The following is a 15,074-nucleotide window of genomic DNA, read 5'->3' as shown; positions in this document are numbered from 1 at the left end:
ACCCATGTAGGTCAGGTTCTGACACACATGGCTGGCATTCTGGAGCCATGTCCGACACCCCCGCCCGGCTGCTGGGCCTGCTGTCGCTGTTGCAGACCCCGCGCGAGTGGCCCGGCAGCGAACTGGCCACCCGGCTCGGCGTCAGCCTGCGCACCATCCGCCGCGACGTGGAGCGGCTGCGCGACCTCGGCTACCCGGTGCAGGCCACGATGGGCGCGATCGGCGGGTACCGCCTGGTCGCCGGCACGGCGATGCCGCCGCTGCTGCTCGACGACGAGGAGGCGGTGGCGATCGCGGTTGGCCTGCGTACCGCCGCCGGTCACGCGGTGGTCGGCATCGAGGAGGCCTCGGTACGGGCGCTGGCAAAGCTCGAACAGGTGCTGCCGTCCCGGCTGCGCCACCGCGTCAGCGCGCTGGGGGCGGCCACCGAACCGCTGCTCACCTGGGGCCGGCCGACGGTCGACCCCGAGCACCTGAGCGCGCTGGCCGCCGCCGTCACCAACCGCGAACAACTGCGGTTCACCTACCGCCGGCGCGACGGCGTCGGCGGCGAGCGGCTGGTCGAGCCGTACAAGCTGGTGTCGGCGGGCCGCCGCTGGTACCTGGTGGGCTACGACAACGACCGGGGCGACTGGCGGATGTTCCGGGTCGACCGGATCAGCGCGCAGCGGACCACCCGGACGCGTGTCCCGCCCCGCCCGCTGCCGGCCACCGACGCCGCGGCGTTCGTGACGGAGAAGCTGCTGGAGCTCACGCCCGTCTACCGGGCGGTGGTGATCCTGCACGCACCGGTCGAGCGGATGGCCGGCCCGCTCGGCGGCTCCCCGGTCGACCTGGAGCCGATCGACGCCGCCAGTTGCCGGCTGCGCAGCCACGCCGACACCCTGGACTGGCTGGCGTGGCGCCTGCTGACCCTGGGCTGCGAGTTCGAGGTGCACGAGCCACCGGAGCTGATCGCGTACCTCCGCGAGATCGGCGGCCGGGCGACCCGCGCGGCCCGCCCGCAGCCCGGGTAGGCGTGGTGGAGCTGCTGGAACGCTGATCCGTTCCGCGCGTCGTCCCCGAGTCCGCCCGCCGTCCCCGGCCGGCCCTCGGGATGCGGTGCCGGCGGACGGTCATAGGCTGGTCCCATCGCTGCACCGTGACGAAGAGGAGACCACCGTGAGCCAGACCGAGCGGATGGATTCCGTCGAGGAGTGGAACGTGGCCGAGGACGACGGAGTCCTGGACGCCTCCGACACCCTGGACGACGACCGCGTCAGCGACCCACTCGACACCGGCATCATCGCCGAGGACCACTGGACGGCCGCGAACCGGTTCGGCACCACGCCCGCCGAGGAGCGGGCGGGCGAGTCCTTGGAGCAGCACCTCGCCCAGGAGGAACCGGACCTCGACCCGTACGCCGAGGGCGGCGACGACGAGGACGAGCTGACCCGCCGGGGGTACGAGCGCGAGGCGCGCGCGGGCCGTCTCGTCGCCTACGACGAGGGCCTTGGCGAGGACGAGGAGGCCGAGTCGGTGGCGTGGGATGCCGGCATCGACGCGGGCGCCGCCAGCGCGGAGGAAGCCGCGATCCACCTGGTCGAGGACCCTGACGGGCCCGGGGACGGCCCGCTTCGCTGAGCGCCGCGCCGCCGCGCTCAGCACCACGAGGGGCGCTGAGCGCGGCGGGCGGGGTCGATCAGTGGATGACGACGGGTGCCTTGGCCAGCTCGCCCTGGTCGTCGAGCGGCTGCGCGGGCTGGCGCCGGCGCGGCAGCAGGGCAGCCGGGATGAAGGTGAGCAGCACCAGCGCGAACGCGACCCAGAACGTGGTGGCGAACGACTTGGCGGCGAAATCGAGCCCGCGCTCGATGAGCGACGGGTCCACCGGCATCTGCTGGAGCAGCTCCGGCCGCTGCTGGGAGGCGATGGCCAGCCCGGCCTCGGTGACCGGTTCACCGCTCGGGTCCACCAGCCCGGGGATCGGCCGGGAGCCGTTCAGCTCGTTGGTGAGGATCACCGACATCACCGCGGCGCCGATCGACCCGCCGATCTGCTGGAGGATGTTGACCAGCGTCGAGCCGCGAGCCACGTCGTGGGCCTGCAACGTCCGCAGCGCCGACGTCATGATCGGCATCATCGTGCCGCCCATGCCCAGGCCCATCACGAACAACGAGCCGCCGAGCAGCCAGTACGAGGTCTGCGGGTCGACCTGGGTGAAGGTGAAGAACCCGGCGACGATGAGCGCCAGCGCGAACGGAACCGTGCGACCGATGGGCACCCGGTCGGCCAGCGTGCCGGCGATCGGCATGGTGATCATCGCGCCGATGCCCTGCGGCGCCATCAGCAGACCGGCCGCCAGCGTCGTCTCGCCGCGCACCTGCAGGAAGTAGCTCGGGAACAGCAGGCCGGCGCCCATGAACGCGATGATGAAGACGAACAGCGTCAGCGAGGCGATGGTCAGGTTGCGGTTGGTGAACAGCCGCAGGTCGAGCAGCGGGTGCCGGGGCTTGAAGGAGTAGAGCACGAACGCCACCACCAGCGCGGCGCCGACCAGCATGGGAGCCCACACCTTGGTCTCGGCGAAGGTGCCCGTCTCCGGCAGTGACGAGATGCCGTAGAGGAAGAGGGCGAGCCCCGGCGAGAGCATCAGCATGCCGACGAAGTCGAACGACTCCGACGGCTCGGGGGCGTCCTTCGGCAGCGCCATCTGCGCGTAGATCAGCGCGACGACGCCGATCGGCAGGTTGATCAGGAAGATCCAGTGCCAGCTCGCGGCGTCGATCAGCCAGCCACCGAGGATCGGGCCGCCGATCGGCCCGAGCAGCATCGGGATGCCGAGAACCGCCATCAACCGGCCGATCCGGTGCGGCCCGGCCGCCCGGGTCATGATGGTCATGCCCAGCGGCATGAGCATGCCGCCGCCGAGGCCCTGCAGGACGCGGTAGCCGATCAGCTCGCCGATCGTGTCGGCGGTGGCGCAGAGCCCGGACCCGATCGTGAACAGGGCCAGCGCCACCATGTAGAGGCGTTTGGTGCCGAACCGGTCGGCCGCCCACCCGCTGAGCGGGATCACTGTGGCCAACGCGAGGGTGTAAGCGGTCATCGTCCACGCGACGCGGGCGTAGGACGCGTCGAACTCGCTCTGGAAGGTGGGCAGCGCCACGCTGACCACCGTCACGTCGAGGATCGACATGATCGCGCCGAGGACCACGACGCCGGCCACCTTGAGCACCGCGGCGTCGAGCTTGTCCGATGTCGCGACGGATTGCTGTGTCACAAACTCTCCTGAAGTCGGTTGAGCCGCCGAATGGTGGGTGGTGGCGGCGGTGCCGCGCCGACCAGGCGCGGGACGCGACGCACCGAGGCGACGACGCGCGCAGGCAGACTAACCGGCAGCACCGACGGTTCGCCGCCGGTTTTACGACCACAGCGGCGGCGCGTCCGATCAGCCCCCCGACTGGAACCGGACGTCGGGGTGTCGCTCACCGAGCGGACCGCCCGGCCACCGGCGAGGGCAGCCGGGCCAGGGTGGCCCCGATATGGAGGCGCGGCGCCGGACGGCGACCGGTCAGGCGGTGATCATCGGCACGGCGGCGGTCAGCGCCCAGTCGTGCCCGATGTCGGCCGCCGCGCGCAGCAACTTCGGCAGGTGGTCGTCGAGCAGCGTCTCCAGCGACGTCTCGGCGGCGTGCACGGTCACGTTGATCGCGGCGACGACCCGGCCGTCGCCGTCGCGCACGCCGGTGGCGACGGACCGGATGCCCGGCGCCAGATCCTGGTCGGCAAGGGCCCAGCCCTTCGCCCGGACCTCGCGCAACACGGCGTCCAGTTCACTTGGCGAGGGCTGCCAGCGGGGCGTGATGCCGGAGCGGGTCGGCTCGGCGAGCACGGCGGCCAGCGTCTCCGGCGGCAGGCCCGCGAGCAGCACCTTGCCCATCGACGTCGCGGGGGCCGGGAAGCGGGTGCCGATGGTGACGGCGAGCGTGACGATCTTCGGTACGGCCACGCGTGCGACGTAGACGATGTCGCTGCCGTCGAGCTGGGCCATCGAGGTCGACTCGTTGGTCTGGGCGACCAGCTTCTCCATGTGCGGGCGGGCAACGTCCCACATGCTCAGCGCGTTGACGTACGCCATCCCCAGTTCCAGGACACGCGGGGTGAGGGCGTGGCCACGGCCGACCGCGCGGACGTAGCCCAGCGACTCGAGGGTGATGAGGATGCGCCGGACCGTGGGCCGGGCCAGGCCGGTGGCGGCGGCGATCTCGCTGAGCGTCGTCGACGGGCAACCGGGACGGAAGGAGCGCAGGACGTCGAGACCACGGGCGAGAGCCTCGATGAAGTCGGGTCCAGCGCCCCTTCCGTTGTCACTCATGCGCTCAATGCTTCCACTGCGCCGAGCCGGCGTCCCACTCGGTGTACTGGTACGGGTTCTCCAGGATCGCGGTCTCGGGGATGTCCGGGTTCATGCCCCGCTGCCACGCCTCCTCCCCCATGGTCTCGCGGAGGTGATCGATGGTCGCGGCCACCTTGGCCCGCGCGGCGGCGAGGTCGACGTCGACCAGGCGGCCGTCGCGCTTGACCACCCGACCGCCCACCAGCACGGTGTGCACGTCGCCGCGTTGGGCCTGGAAGACGACGTGACCGTGCGGGTTCAGGATCGGGAACATCACCGGCGAGGCGTCGTTCTTGATCAGGACGACGTCGGCCTGCCGGCCCGGGGTGAGGGCGCCGATCGTGGAGTCCATGCCGAGGGCGCGGGCACCGCCCCGGGTGGCCCACTCGACGACCTGCTCGGCCCGCAGGTGGCAGTGGGTGATGGTGTCCTGCTTGGCGTGCGCCTCCAGGTGCTCCCGGGACCGGTCGGCGCCGAGCGTGCTCCGCATCGCCGAGAAGAGATCACCGCTCCACCACACGCTGGTGTCCATGGAGAGCGACACCGGGATGTCGTGGTGGCGCAGCTGCCAGGTGGGCGGGTAGCCCTGCCCGGCGCTCTGCTCACTCTCGGTCGAGACGGAGACGGAGCCGCCGGTGGCGGCGATCCGGTTGTACGAGTCGTGGGTGAGCGTCGCGGCGTGCACGTAGACGGTCGAGGGGTTCATGAAGCCGTGCTCGTGCATCAGTCGGATGCCGTCGTCGTTGGTGGCGCCCCACACACCGGCGTGCGTGGTCACCGCGGCGCCCAGTTCCCGAGCCGCCTCGAAGGCGGCCCGCTCCGGGAAGGCGGGATCGCCGGTGACGTCGAACGCCATCTGGAAGCCGGCCAGCTTGCCGCCGTCGATCCGGCGACGGTGGAAGTCGCGGAACTCCGGCGAGGCGGCCCACTCCCACGGGCCCTGCTGGATGTTGCCGTAGGCGAGCACGAACCGTCCGGGCACCGCCTCGAGGGCGTCGACGGCCGCGTCGGCATGGTCGGGTGTCTGCAGGCCGTGCGACCAGTCGACGGTGGTCGTGACGCCCGCGTCGATCGCCTCGATGGCGCCGAGCAGGTTGCCGGCGTACACGTCCTCGGGCCGGAACAGCTTGCCGGACTCCAGGTAGTACCAGACGAAGTACTGCGTCAGGGTCCAGTCGGCGCCATACCCGCGCATGGCGGTCTGCCACATGTGCCGGTGGGTGTCCACCATTCCGGGCATGAGGATGCCGTCGGTGGCGTCGATCTCCAGGGCGTCGTCGGGAGCGGTGAGGCCGACGCCGACCTCCGCGATCCGGTCGCCGATGACCAGCACGTCGGCGCCGGGCAGCACCGTGTGTGCGTCGTCCATGGTGAGAACCAGGCCGTTGCGGAAGACCACCGGCCGGTCGGTTGCGCTCATCGCCACCCATTCCTTTCGGGTACGAGGGATCCGGACCGTTGTCCGCTGTGCGGCCAGCCCGAGTGGCGCAAGTGTGGTACCGGTCACGATTCGTGTCAAGGGCATGTTTCGGCGCGGTGAACCGGCCGTTGACAGGCCCCGTGCGGTGACGCAAGCTGTTTCGGCGGACAGGTGTCCGCAGAACGGGCGGAAACATGGTGCAGCATTCGACGGGGCCGCTGGCCGGCCTGCTCGTCGCGGACTTCTCCCGGATCCTCGCCGGGCCGTACGCGACGATGCTCCTCGCAGACCTGGGCGCGCAGGTGATCAAGGTGGAGAGCCCCGGTGGCGACGACACCCGCACCTGGATGCCGCCCACCCGCGACGGCGTCTCGACGTACTACCTCGGCATCAACCGCAACAAGCGGTCGATCGCCCTCGACCTCAAGGACCCGGACGACCTGGCGGCCGCACAGGAACTGGCCCGCCGCGCCGACGTGATGATCGAGAACTTCCGGCCCGGCGGCCTCGCCCGGTTCGGCCTCGACTACGACAGCGTCACCGCCGGCAACGAGAAGATCGTGTACGCGAGCATCAGCGGGTTCGGCACCGGCGCCGGCAGGGACTTCCCCGGCTACGACCTGATGGTGCAGGCGATCTCCGGGCTGATGAGCCTCACCGGTGACCCGGACGGCTCGCCGTACCGGGCCGGCATCTCCGTCTTCGACGTGATGGCCGGCCTGCACGCGAGCATCGGCATCCTCGCCGCGCTGCACCACCGCGACGCGACCGGGCAGGGTCAGCACGTCGAGGTCAACCTGCTCAGCTCCGCGCTGTCCGGCCTGGTCAACCACTCCAGCGGCTACGTCGCCGGCGGCACCGTCCCGTTCCGGATGGGCAACGCGCACCCCAGCCTCTTCCCGTACGAGCCGCTGCCCACCGCGGACGGCGAACTGATCGTCATCGCCGGCAACGACGGGCAGTTCCGCAAGCTCTGCCAGGTGCTCGACCTGCCCACCCTCCCCGACGACCCGCGCTTCGGGCGCAACCAGGACCGCACGGCCAATCGCGAGCAGTTGCGGCCCCTGCTCGTCGAACGGCTCGCCAAGCGCACCAAGGACGAGTGGTTCCGGGACCTGCTCGCCGCGGGTGTCCCCTGCGCGCCGATCAACACCATCGACGGCGGCGTGGCGCTCGCCCAGGAGTTGGGGCTGGACCCGGTGGTCGCCGTCGGTGACGTGCCGGGGGTCCGCAACCCCATCACCTTCTCCGACACCCCGGCCCGGTACGAGCTGCCGCCGCCCGGGCTCGACGAACACGGCGAGGAGATCCGCGCGTGGCTGAAGAACTGAGCTTCCCGACCGGGATCGGCACGTCCGACCCGACCACCATCTCGCTGCTCGGACAGGACCTGGCCAGCGACCTGATGGGCAAGGTCGGCTTCGGCGAGCTGGCGTACTGGCTGGTCGCCGGCCGCCGTCCCACCCCGGGCGAGGTACGGGTGTTCGAGGCGGTGCTGGTGGCGCTCGCCGACCACGGCTTCACCCCGACGGCGATCGCGGCCCGGCTGACCTACCTGTCCGCGCCCGAGTCGCTGCAGGGCGCACTCGCCGCGGGCCTGCTCGGCGGTGGCTCCCGCTTCCTCGGCGTCACCGAGGACTGTGGACGCTTCCTCGCCGACACGCTCGCGCATGCTGGCGAGGTCACCGACTACGACGCGGTGGCACTCGACGCCGTCACCCGGGCCAAGCAGGAGCGCCGGCTGGTCCCCGGGCTCGGGCACCCCGTGCACAAGGAGCAGGACCCGCGCACCCCCGTACTGATCCGGATCGCCACCGAGGAGGGCCTGCACGGCCCTCACCTCCGGCTGTTCGAAGCGATCGGACGGGTGCACCCGCAGGTGCTCGGCCGTACCCTGCCGCTCAACGGCGCCGGCGTCTGCGGCGCGGCGCTCGCCGACCTCGGTCTCCCCGTCGAGATGCTGCGCGGTTTCGCCCTGCTGGCCCGCGCGGCCGGGCTGCTCGGGCACCTCGCCGAGGAGCGACGCCGGCCGCTCGGCATGGACATCTACCGCACCGTGGACCGCAACGCCGTCTACGAACCCTGATCCCTGCTCCAGCGAAAGGAGTGGCATGGCAACCGTCGTCGCGGTCATCGCCTCCACCCACCACCCCTTCTACTACCGGGCCAGCACGGCCACGGGCGAGGACCGGCCCCCGTTCGCCGACGAGTGGACCAGCAAGATCCTGGCCTTCCGTGAGACGTTGACGCGGGCCAGGCCCGACGTGCTGGTGATGGTCGGCTCAGACCACTTCCACCAGCTCTGGCTGGACAACATGCCGCAGTTCCTGGTCGGCAAGGCGCCCAGCTACGACGCCAACTGGTACAACGAGGAGCGCGAGTTCGGTCTGCCCCGGATGCTGCTCAAGGGCCAGGAGGACCTCTCCGGGCACATCCTGCGGGCGGGTCTCGACGCCGGCTTCGACCTCGCGTTCAGCAACGAGCTGCGGATCGACCACAGCATCACCTGCCCGATCATCACGTTGCGGCCCGAGGCCGACCTGCCGATCGTGCCGATCTACACGAACATCTTCGCGCCGCCCCTGCCGCAGCCGAAGCGCTTCGTCCAGTTGGGCGCGGCGATCCGGGAGATCGTCGAGTCGTGGCCGTCGCACCTGCGGGTGGCCATCATCGGCACCGGCCACCTCTCGCTCGAACTGGGTGGGCCCCGGCAGTTCGGCCCGCACGGCCCGGACCCGGAGTTCGACCAGCGGGCGGTCGAGTGGATCGCCAATGGCGACCTCGACGGGTGCCTGCGTGAGGTCACCCTGGACAGCCTGCACTCACCCGGCAACGCCACCCACGGCTTCATGGACTTCATGCTCATGATGGGCGTGGCCGGGGCCGGCGCGAAGGCCGACCACGTCGACACCCTCGATCTGTTCCACACCATGGAGGCGTACTTCACCTGGTACCCGAACGGAGCGCCGGCGGCATGAGCAAGTACCTGCTGAACAAGTTCCTCTACATGGTCGACCGGGATCCAGAGCTGGTCGAGCGCTACCGGAGCGAGCCGCGCGAACTGGTGGCCTGGTGGGAGGCCGAGTGCGCCAACACCGTGCTCAACTCCCACAGCGGCGAGGCGAGCACCTGGCTGCGCCTCGACGACGTCGAGCGTGAGGCGCTGGCCACCCACGACCATGTGAAGCTGTTCGAGTTGGGGGCGCATCCGTTCCTCACCCTGACCCTCTTCATCGCCGTCTTCGAGCGGGACAACACCGAGCCGCTGGAGTACCAGAAGTCCTACGGCGCGCGGCTGGCCCACTTCGCGCTGCCCTACCCGGACATCGCGACGTGATCCGCGCGGCCCTGCTCAGCGCCTGCGGCACGCCACCGACGATCGCCGAGCGACCGGCCCCCGTGCCGGCCGACGGCGAGGTGGCGATCACGGTCGAGGCGGTGCCGATCACCCCGCTCGACGTACTCTGCGCCAGCGGGACCAGCTACTTCGGCACGCCGGCCACCCCGTACGTGCCGGGCGTGCAGGGTGTCGGCCGGCTCGCCGACGGCACCGGAGTCTGGTTCGGCACCTCGGCCGGGATGAAGCCCGGGGTCGACGGCAGCATGGCGACCACGGTCGCGGTGCCCACCGCCGACGTGGTGGCGCTGCCGCCCGACGTACCGCTGACCCTGCTCGCCGCCCTCGGCCTCTCCGCCGTCGCCGCACACGCAGCCCTGACCCACGCCGGCGGCCTCGCGGCCGGCGAACAGGTCATCGTGCTCGGCGCCGGCGGTGTGGTCGGTCAGGCGGCCGTCCAACTGGCCCTGCTCTCCGGGGCGCGCCGGGTGATCGCCGTGACCCGTTCCGCCGCGGCGCGGTCCCGGGCCGAGGAGCTCGGCGCCGCGGTCTCCGTCCCGCTGCTCCCGGACGACGACGTCGCGTCCCTGGCCGACCGGCTGCGCGACGCCGCCGACGGTCCGGTCGACCTCGTCCTCGATCCGGTCTTCGGCGTCCCGGCCGCGGCGGCGCTGCGGGTGCTGCGCCCGGCTGGCCGCCTGGTCAACCTGGGCAGCGCCGCGGGCGCGACCGCGCCAATCGAGTCCGCCGTTCTCCGCAGCGGATCGTTGCGGATGATCGGCTACACCAACAACGCGCTGTCGACCGAGCAGCGGGCGGCGTCGCTGGCCGTGGTGGCCGGGCACGCGGCCGCCGGTCGACTTACCGTCGACCACGAGACCGTGCCGTTCGCCTCGGTCGCGGACGCCTGGTCCCGGCAGGACAACGGCACGGCGGCCGGCCGCCTCGTCCTCGCGCTCTGACCAGGCCCGGCCCCAGCCAGGGATCGTGAATCCCTGGATGAACCGCACCTGGTTGGGGCTCGGCGCCGGTGCCACGGTCGGTCCATGACACCTGCCACCTACACCGTCACCGGTCACTGGATCGGTGGCGAGATCGTCGCCGGCTCGGCCGGCACCCTTCCCGTCGTGAACCCGGCGACCGGCGACGTGGTCGCCGAGACCCCGGCCGGCACCGCCACGGACGTCGACCGCGCCGTCGCCGCCGCTCGGGCCGCCTTCCCCGCCTGGGCGGCGACCACGCCGCAGCAGCGGGCGGACGTGCTGCGCCGCCTCGGCGCCGGCCTCACCGCCCGCCAGGAGGAGATCGCCGGGGCGATCACCACCGAGATGGGCTCACCGATCACCATGTCCCGGACCGCCCAGGTCGCCTTCCCGGCCGCGGTCATCGAATCCGTCGCCGGCCTGGCCGAGGACTTCGCCTGGACCGAGGAGATCGGCACCTCGCTGATCGTCCGTGAGCCAATCGGCGTGGTCGGTGCGATCACGCCGTGGAACTTCCCGCTCCAGCAGGTCGTCTCCAAGCTGGCACCGGCGCTGCTCGCGGGCAACACGGTGGTCCTCAAGCCGTCCGAGAACGCTCCGCTGACCGCACGGATCCTCGCCGAGGTGGCGACCGAGGCGGGTGTGCCGGCGGGCGTGTTCAACGTCGTGTACGGCACCGGCCCGATCGTCGGCGAGGCCATCTCCGCCCACCCGGACATCGACATGATCTCCTTCACCGGCTCCACCCGGGCCGGGAAGCGGATCGCCGCGGTGGCCGCGGAGACCGTCAAGCGGGTCGCGCTGGAGTTGGGCGGCAAGGGCGCGAACATCATCCTCGACGACGCCGACCTGCCCGAGGCGGTCAGCCGGGGCCTGATGATGTCGTTCACCAATGGTGGCCAGGTCTGCGGCGCATGGCCGCGGATGCTGGTGCCCGCCTCCCGTCAGGACGAGGTCGTGGCGCTGGCCGTGGCGGCGGCGAAGCAGTACACCGTCGGCGACCCGACCGACGAGGCCACCCGGATCGGCCCGATGGCCTCCGAGGCCCACCGGCAGAAGGTCGTCGGATACATCGAGCGGGGCATCGCCGATGGCGCCCGGCTGGTGTTCGGTGGCCCGGATCGGCCCGAGGGCCTGGCGAAGGGCGCCTACGTCCAGCCGACGATCTTCGCCGACGTCGACCCGCGCTCCGCCATCGCCCAGGAGGAGATCTTCGGCCCGGTGCTGACGATCATCCCGTACGCGGACGAGGAGGAGGCCGTGGCCATCGCCAACGGCACGCTGTACGGCCTGACCAGTGGCGTCTTCGGCGAGCCCGAGCACGCGACGGCGGTCGCCCGGCGGCTGCGGGTGGGCCAGGTCGACGTGAACGCCGGTCACTGGAACCCGCTCGCGCCGTTCGGCGGCTACAAGCAGTCCGGCAACGGCCGCGAGTTCGGCCGCTTCGGCCTGGAGGAGTTCCTGGAGACCAAGTCCATCCAGCGTTGACCGCGCCGGACGTCCCCGGCCCGCGCCGTCGGGCCGGGGCCGTCCGCCGCCGCGCATCCTGGGCTTCGGTGAAGATCGTGCTGGATCGTGGATGTAGTGGCCTCGTACGCCCCGTCACACCCCTGGATCCAGGATCGAGCGCGATCTTGCGAAGGATCCGGTGGGTGGATATGGGACGCGAGGGGTCGCGAATCCGGTTTGTGGCCTTGTGTCCGTGCCCGGCGAGGCGGAACACCGTGCCTGGGCTCGCCTGTTGCACTCAACGTGCCGGTCCACCCGCCGGCACCCACCGATCGGAGACACCGTGGACCGCGCCCAACTCGCCAGCTTCCTGCGTACCCGACGCGAGGCGCTGCAGCCCGAGGACGTGGGACTGCCCCGGGGCCAGCGCCGACGTACCGGAGGGTTGCGACGCGAGGAAGTGGCCGCGTTGAGCGGGATGTCCACCGACTACTACAGCCGGCTGGAGCAGCAGCGGGGCCCACATCCCTCCGAGCAGATGCTCGCCGCCCTGGCCCGGGGCCTGCGGCTCTCCCTGACCGAGCGGGACCACCTGTTCCAGCTCGCCGGGCACGCCGTCCCGCACCGAACGGTCCGGGCCGACCACGTCAACCCAGGGATGATGCGGATCCTCGACCGGCTCCACGACACTCCCGCCCAGGTGGTCAACCACCTCGGCGAGACGCTGGCGCAGACCGCACCGGCGATCGCCCTGCTCGGCGACGAGACCCGGCACTCCGGGCTGGATCGCAGCCTGCACCACCGCTGGTTCACCGATCCACAGACCCGACAGCTGCACCCGGCGCAGGACCACGCGGCGCAGAGCCGACTCCTCGTGGCGCACCTGCACGCGGCGTACACCCGCGACGGCCGGGGCTCGCGAGCGGCGGCGATCGTCGACGCGCTGCTGGCCGCAAGCCCGGAGTTCGCGGACCTGTGGCGGGAGCACCCGGTGCCGGCCGGCTACTGCCCGCCGAAGCACTTCGTCCACCCCGAGGTGGGGCCGCTGGAGCTGCACTGCCAGACCCTGGTGGACCCCGACCAGTCCCAGACGCTGCTGGTCTTCACCGCCGTACCCGGGTCGGAGAGCGACGAGAAGCTGCGGCTGCTCTCGGTCATCGGCTCCCAGTACGCCTGATCCCCCGGCCGCCCGGTCAGCCGCGAAGGAACGCCAGCAGATCCTTGTTGACCTGGTCCTGCAGGGTGGACGTCATGCCGTGCGGGGCGCCCGGGTAGTAGATCTCCTTGGCGTTCGCGACAAGCTTCGCGGTCTTGTGCGCCGAGTCCTTGACCGGCACGATCTGGTCGTCCTCGCCGTGCATCACCAGCGTCGGGATGTCGAACTTCGCCAGGTCGTCGCGGAAGTCGGTCTCGGAGAACGCCTTGATGCTCTGGTACGCGTTCCACAGACCGGACTGCATGCTCCACAGCCAGAACTGGTCGAGGATCCCCTTCGACACCTTCGCGCCGGGCCGGTTGGCGCCGTAGAACATCTGGGCGAGGTCCTGGTAGAACTGCGACCGGTCGGCGAAGAGCTGGCTCCGCAGGTCGTCGAAGACGCTGATCGGCAGCCCTTCCGGGTTGTCCGCACTCTGCACCATGATCGGCGGTACGGCCGAGATGAGCACGGCCTTCGCGACCCGTCCCGTCCCGTGCCGGCCGATGTAGCGAGCCACCTCACCACCGCCGGTGGAGTGACCGACCAGGTTGACGTCCCGCAGGTCCAGCGCCTCGATGACCGCGGCCAGGTCGTCGGCGTACCCGTTCATGTCGTTGCCGGCGCTGGCCTGGCTGGACCGGCCGTGCCCGCGACGGTCGTGCGCGACAACCCGGAACCCGTTCTGGACGAGGAAGAGCATCTGCCCGTCCCAGGCGTCGGCGCTCAGCGGCCAACCGTGGGAGAAGGTGACGACCGGCCCCTCGCCCCAGTCCTTGTAGTAGATGTCGGTGCCGTCCTTCGTCTTGACATAGCTCATGCCGATGCCTCCTGGTCATTGGGCGGGAATCGGACGGACGGCTGGGGCCGGCACCCCGTGCCGACACCGCGCCTGCGGACACCGTCTACCGGTCCGGGGCGTCCTTCCCCGATGCTAGGTGCGGCCGCCGGAGGGCTGGGCCACATCGCCCGAATGCTGTTCACGTCGGCGCGGAGGGGCCGGGTAGCGGGCCGGGCTGACGCCCAGATGACGCCGGAAGTGGCGGGTCAGATGTGCCTGGTCGAAGAACCCCGCCCCGACGGCGGCCTCGGCGGGACGCTGCCCCGCGAGGAGCAGGCGGCGCGCGAGCTCGACCCGGCGACCGGTCAGGTACGAGTGCGGCGGCAGCCCGTGTACGTGGGTGAACGTCCGGACCAGGTGGGTTGGGTGGGCGTGCAGCAGCTCGGCGGCCTCGCGCAGCGTGACGCCCTCGACGGTCCGGGCGTCCAGCAGCTCACGCAGTCGGTCGGCGAGGCCGCGTGTGCCGGGCAGGCCGCTGGCCGGAGCCTGCTGGCGGAGCTGCCGGCGGAGCCGTTCCAGGATGAGCGCGAGCCGACTGTCGGCCTCGAACTCGTCCCCCCGTTCGGCGAGCACCTGGTGCAGGTGGTGGATCCGGTGCCGCAGGTGCGGATCGGCCAGGTTCGGCCGGTCGACCGCCCGGCCGGCCAACTCCACACCGAGCGCCGAGGTGTCGAGGTACAGGACCCGCTTGCGGAAGCCGTGCGGCGTCGCGGAGCGGCCGTCGTGCGGCACGTGCGGCGGCAGCAGGGTGACCGACGTCCGCAGCGCGCCGTGCCGGTGCCGGTCGAGGTCGAAGCGGACCGCACCGTCGTCGACGATCAACAGAGTCCACACGTCGTGGGTGTGCGGCGGGTACGCATGATCCACGAAGTGGGCGTGGAAGACCTCGGCGACCCCGGCTACCGTGGGTCGCCACGCGCTGACGTGCGAGCCCGCCGGGCGGGTGGCCACGCTAAGAACGTACAAGACCAGTCGGTGCCGAGGCTGGCAGGTTCGAGTCCATGACCGAACCGATCCGCTTCAACACCAAGATCGCCGTACTGCTCCGCAACGACCTGGCGGGCTGGCAGCGGCTGAACGTCACCGCCTTCCTGGTCAGCGGCATCGCGAACGCCGAGCCGGAGTTGCTCGGCGAGGAGTACCGCGACGCGGACGACACCAGCTACCTGCCGATGTTCCGCCAGCCGGTGCTGGTCTTCGCCGGCGAGCGGGCCATGCTGACCGCCGCGCACTCGCGCGCGCTCGGCCGTGGGCTACGCCTGGCCATCTTCACGCAGGAACTGTTCGCCACCGGCAACGACCGGGACAACCGCGCCGCCGTGCGGGCGGTCGGCCGGGAGAAGCTCGACCTGGTCGGGTTGGCGCTGCACGCCCCGCGCAACGTGGTGGACAAGGTGTTCAAGGGCGCCAGCATGCACCCCTGACGTGGCCGCCGGGCATCCTCCTGCCACAGGTCCGGGCCAGCGACGAG

General features: G+C 71.5%; 15 protein-coding genes. 10 read left to right on the top strand and 5 right to left on the bottom strand.

The features are described 5' to 3' along the window. Positions 1-47: 47 nt before the first annotated feature. Together OG990_RS08305 and OG990_RS08300 are read left to right on the top strand one after the other, a co-directional pair. Complete coding sequence (locus OG990_RS08305) at positions 48-1,016, top strand: YafY family protein (RefSeq protein WP_328415922.1); 969 nt, start codon at positions 48-50, stop codon at positions 1,014-1,016. Between the two features lie 145 nt (positions 1,017-1,161). Further along, complete coding sequence (locus tag OG990_RS08300; RefSeq protein WP_355613000.1) at positions 1,162-1,623, top strand: DUF5709 domain-containing protein; 462 nt, start codon at positions 1,162-1,164, stop codon at positions 1,621-1,623. Between the two features lie 58 nt (positions 1,624-1,681). On the opposite strand, the gene OG990_RS08295 is transcribed toward OG990_RS08300, so the two are convergent. From OG990_RS08295 to OG990_RS08285, 3 genes are all read right to left on the bottom strand, one after another. Further along, complete coding sequence (locus OG990_RS08295; RefSeq protein ID WP_328415918.1) at positions 1,682-3,262, bottom strand: DHA2 family efflux MFS transporter permease subunit; 1,581 nt, start codon at positions 3,260-3,262, stop codon at positions 1,682-1,684. A 291-nt stretch (positions 3,263-3,553) separates the two neighbouring features. Then, complete coding sequence (locus OG990_RS08290) at positions 3,554-4,357, bottom strand: IclR family transcriptional regulator C-terminal domain-containing protein (RefSeq protein WP_355612996.1); 804 nt, start codon at positions 4,355-4,357, stop codon at positions 3,554-3,556. A 4-nt stretch (positions 4,358-4,361) separates the two neighbouring features. Then, positions 4,362-5,798, bottom strand: coding sequence for an amidohydrolase family protein (locus OG990_RS08285; protein WP_406079648.1), 1,437 nt, complete (start codon positions 5,796-5,798; stop codon positions 4,362-4,364). Between the two features lie 194 nt (positions 5,799-5,992). On the opposite strand from OG990_RS08285, the gene OG990_RS08280 reads away from it, so the two are divergent. From OG990_RS08280 to OG990_RS08250, 7 genes are all read left to right on the top strand, one after another. Next, the gene (locus OG990_RS08280) at positions 5,993-7,129 is read left to right on the top strand and encodes a CaiB/BaiF CoA transferase family protein (RefSeq protein ID WP_406079647.1); all 1,137 of its coding nucleotides are present in this window, start codon (positions 5,993-5,995) and stop codon (positions 7,127-7,129) included. Further along, positions 7,114-7,884 (top strand): citryl-CoA lyase, encoded by a 771-nt coding sequence (locus tag OG990_RS08275; RefSeq protein WP_406079646.1) that lies wholly within the window; start codon positions 7,114-7,116, stop codon positions 7,882-7,884. Before OG990_RS08280 ends, OG990_RS08275 begins: the two co-directional genes overlap by 16 nt. A gap of 25 nt (positions 7,885-7,909) precedes the next feature. Further along, positions 7,910-8,776 carry an extradiol ring-cleavage dioxygenase gene (locus OG990_RS08270; RefSeq protein ID WP_328415908.1) on the top strand — a complete coding sequence of 289 codons (867 nt, stop codon included), beginning with the start codon at positions 7,910-7,912 and terminating at the stop codon, positions 8,774-8,776. Continuing rightward, positions 8,773-9,135, top strand: a complete 363-nt coding sequence (locus OG990_RS08265; protein WP_328415906.1) for a hypothetical protein — start codon at positions 8,773-8,775, stop codon at positions 9,133-9,135. The genes OG990_RS08270 and OG990_RS08265 overlap by 4 nt, the downstream gene beginning before the upstream one ends. Continuing rightward, complete coding sequence (locus OG990_RS08260; RefSeq protein ID WP_406079645.1) at positions 9,132-10,097, top strand: zinc-binding alcohol dehydrogenase family protein; 966 nt, start codon at positions 9,132-9,134, stop codon at positions 10,095-10,097. The genes OG990_RS08265 and OG990_RS08260 overlap by 4 nt, the downstream gene beginning before the upstream one ends. Positions 10,098-10,181: 84 nt before the next feature. Next, the gene (locus OG990_RS08255; protein WP_406079644.1) at positions 10,182-11,606 is read left to right on the top strand and encodes an aldehyde dehydrogenase family protein; all 1,425 of its coding nucleotides are present in this window, start codon (positions 10,182-10,184) and stop codon (positions 11,604-11,606) included. A 304-nt stretch (positions 11,607-11,910) separates the two neighbouring features. Continuing rightward, entirely contained in the window at positions 11,911-12,744 is an 834-nt protein-coding gene (locus tag OG990_RS08250) for a helix-turn-helix transcriptional regulator (protein WP_328415900.1), read from the top strand. A 16-nt stretch (positions 12,745-12,760) separates the two neighbouring features. On the opposite strand, the gene OG990_RS08245 is transcribed toward OG990_RS08250, so the two are convergent. Together OG990_RS08245 and OG990_RS08240 are read right to left on the bottom strand one after the other, a co-directional pair. Then, on the bottom strand, positions 12,761-13,582 hold the full coding sequence (locus OG990_RS08245; RefSeq protein ID WP_328415898.1) for an alpha/beta hydrolase: 822 nt from the start codon (positions 13,580-13,582) through the stop codon (positions 12,761-12,763). 114 nt (positions 13,583-13,696) lie between these two features. Beyond that, the gene (locus OG990_RS08240; protein WP_406079642.1) at positions 13,697-14,554 is read right to left on the bottom strand and encodes an AraC family transcriptional regulator; all 858 of its coding nucleotides are present in this window, start codon (positions 14,552-14,554) and stop codon (positions 13,697-13,699) included. 50 nt (positions 14,555-14,604) lie between these two features. Here OG990_RS08240 and OG990_RS08235 point away from each other — a divergent pair, with 50 nt between their 5' ends. Beyond that, positions 14,605-15,027 (top strand): DUF2000 domain-containing protein, encoded by a 423-nt coding sequence (locus OG990_RS08235; protein ID WP_328415895.1) that lies wholly within the window; start codon positions 14,605-14,607, stop codon positions 15,025-15,027. The last annotated feature ends 47 nt before the right edge of the window (positions 15,028-15,074 follow it).

Origin of the sequence: Micromonospora sp. NBC_00858 (assembly GCF_045207365.1) — a bacterium.
GTDB lineage: Bacteria > Actinomycetota > Actinomycetes > Mycobacteriales > Micromonosporaceae > Micromonospora.
Note: the sequence above shows the minus strand (reverse complement) of the source record. Positions and strands in the feature narration are given on the sequence as shown.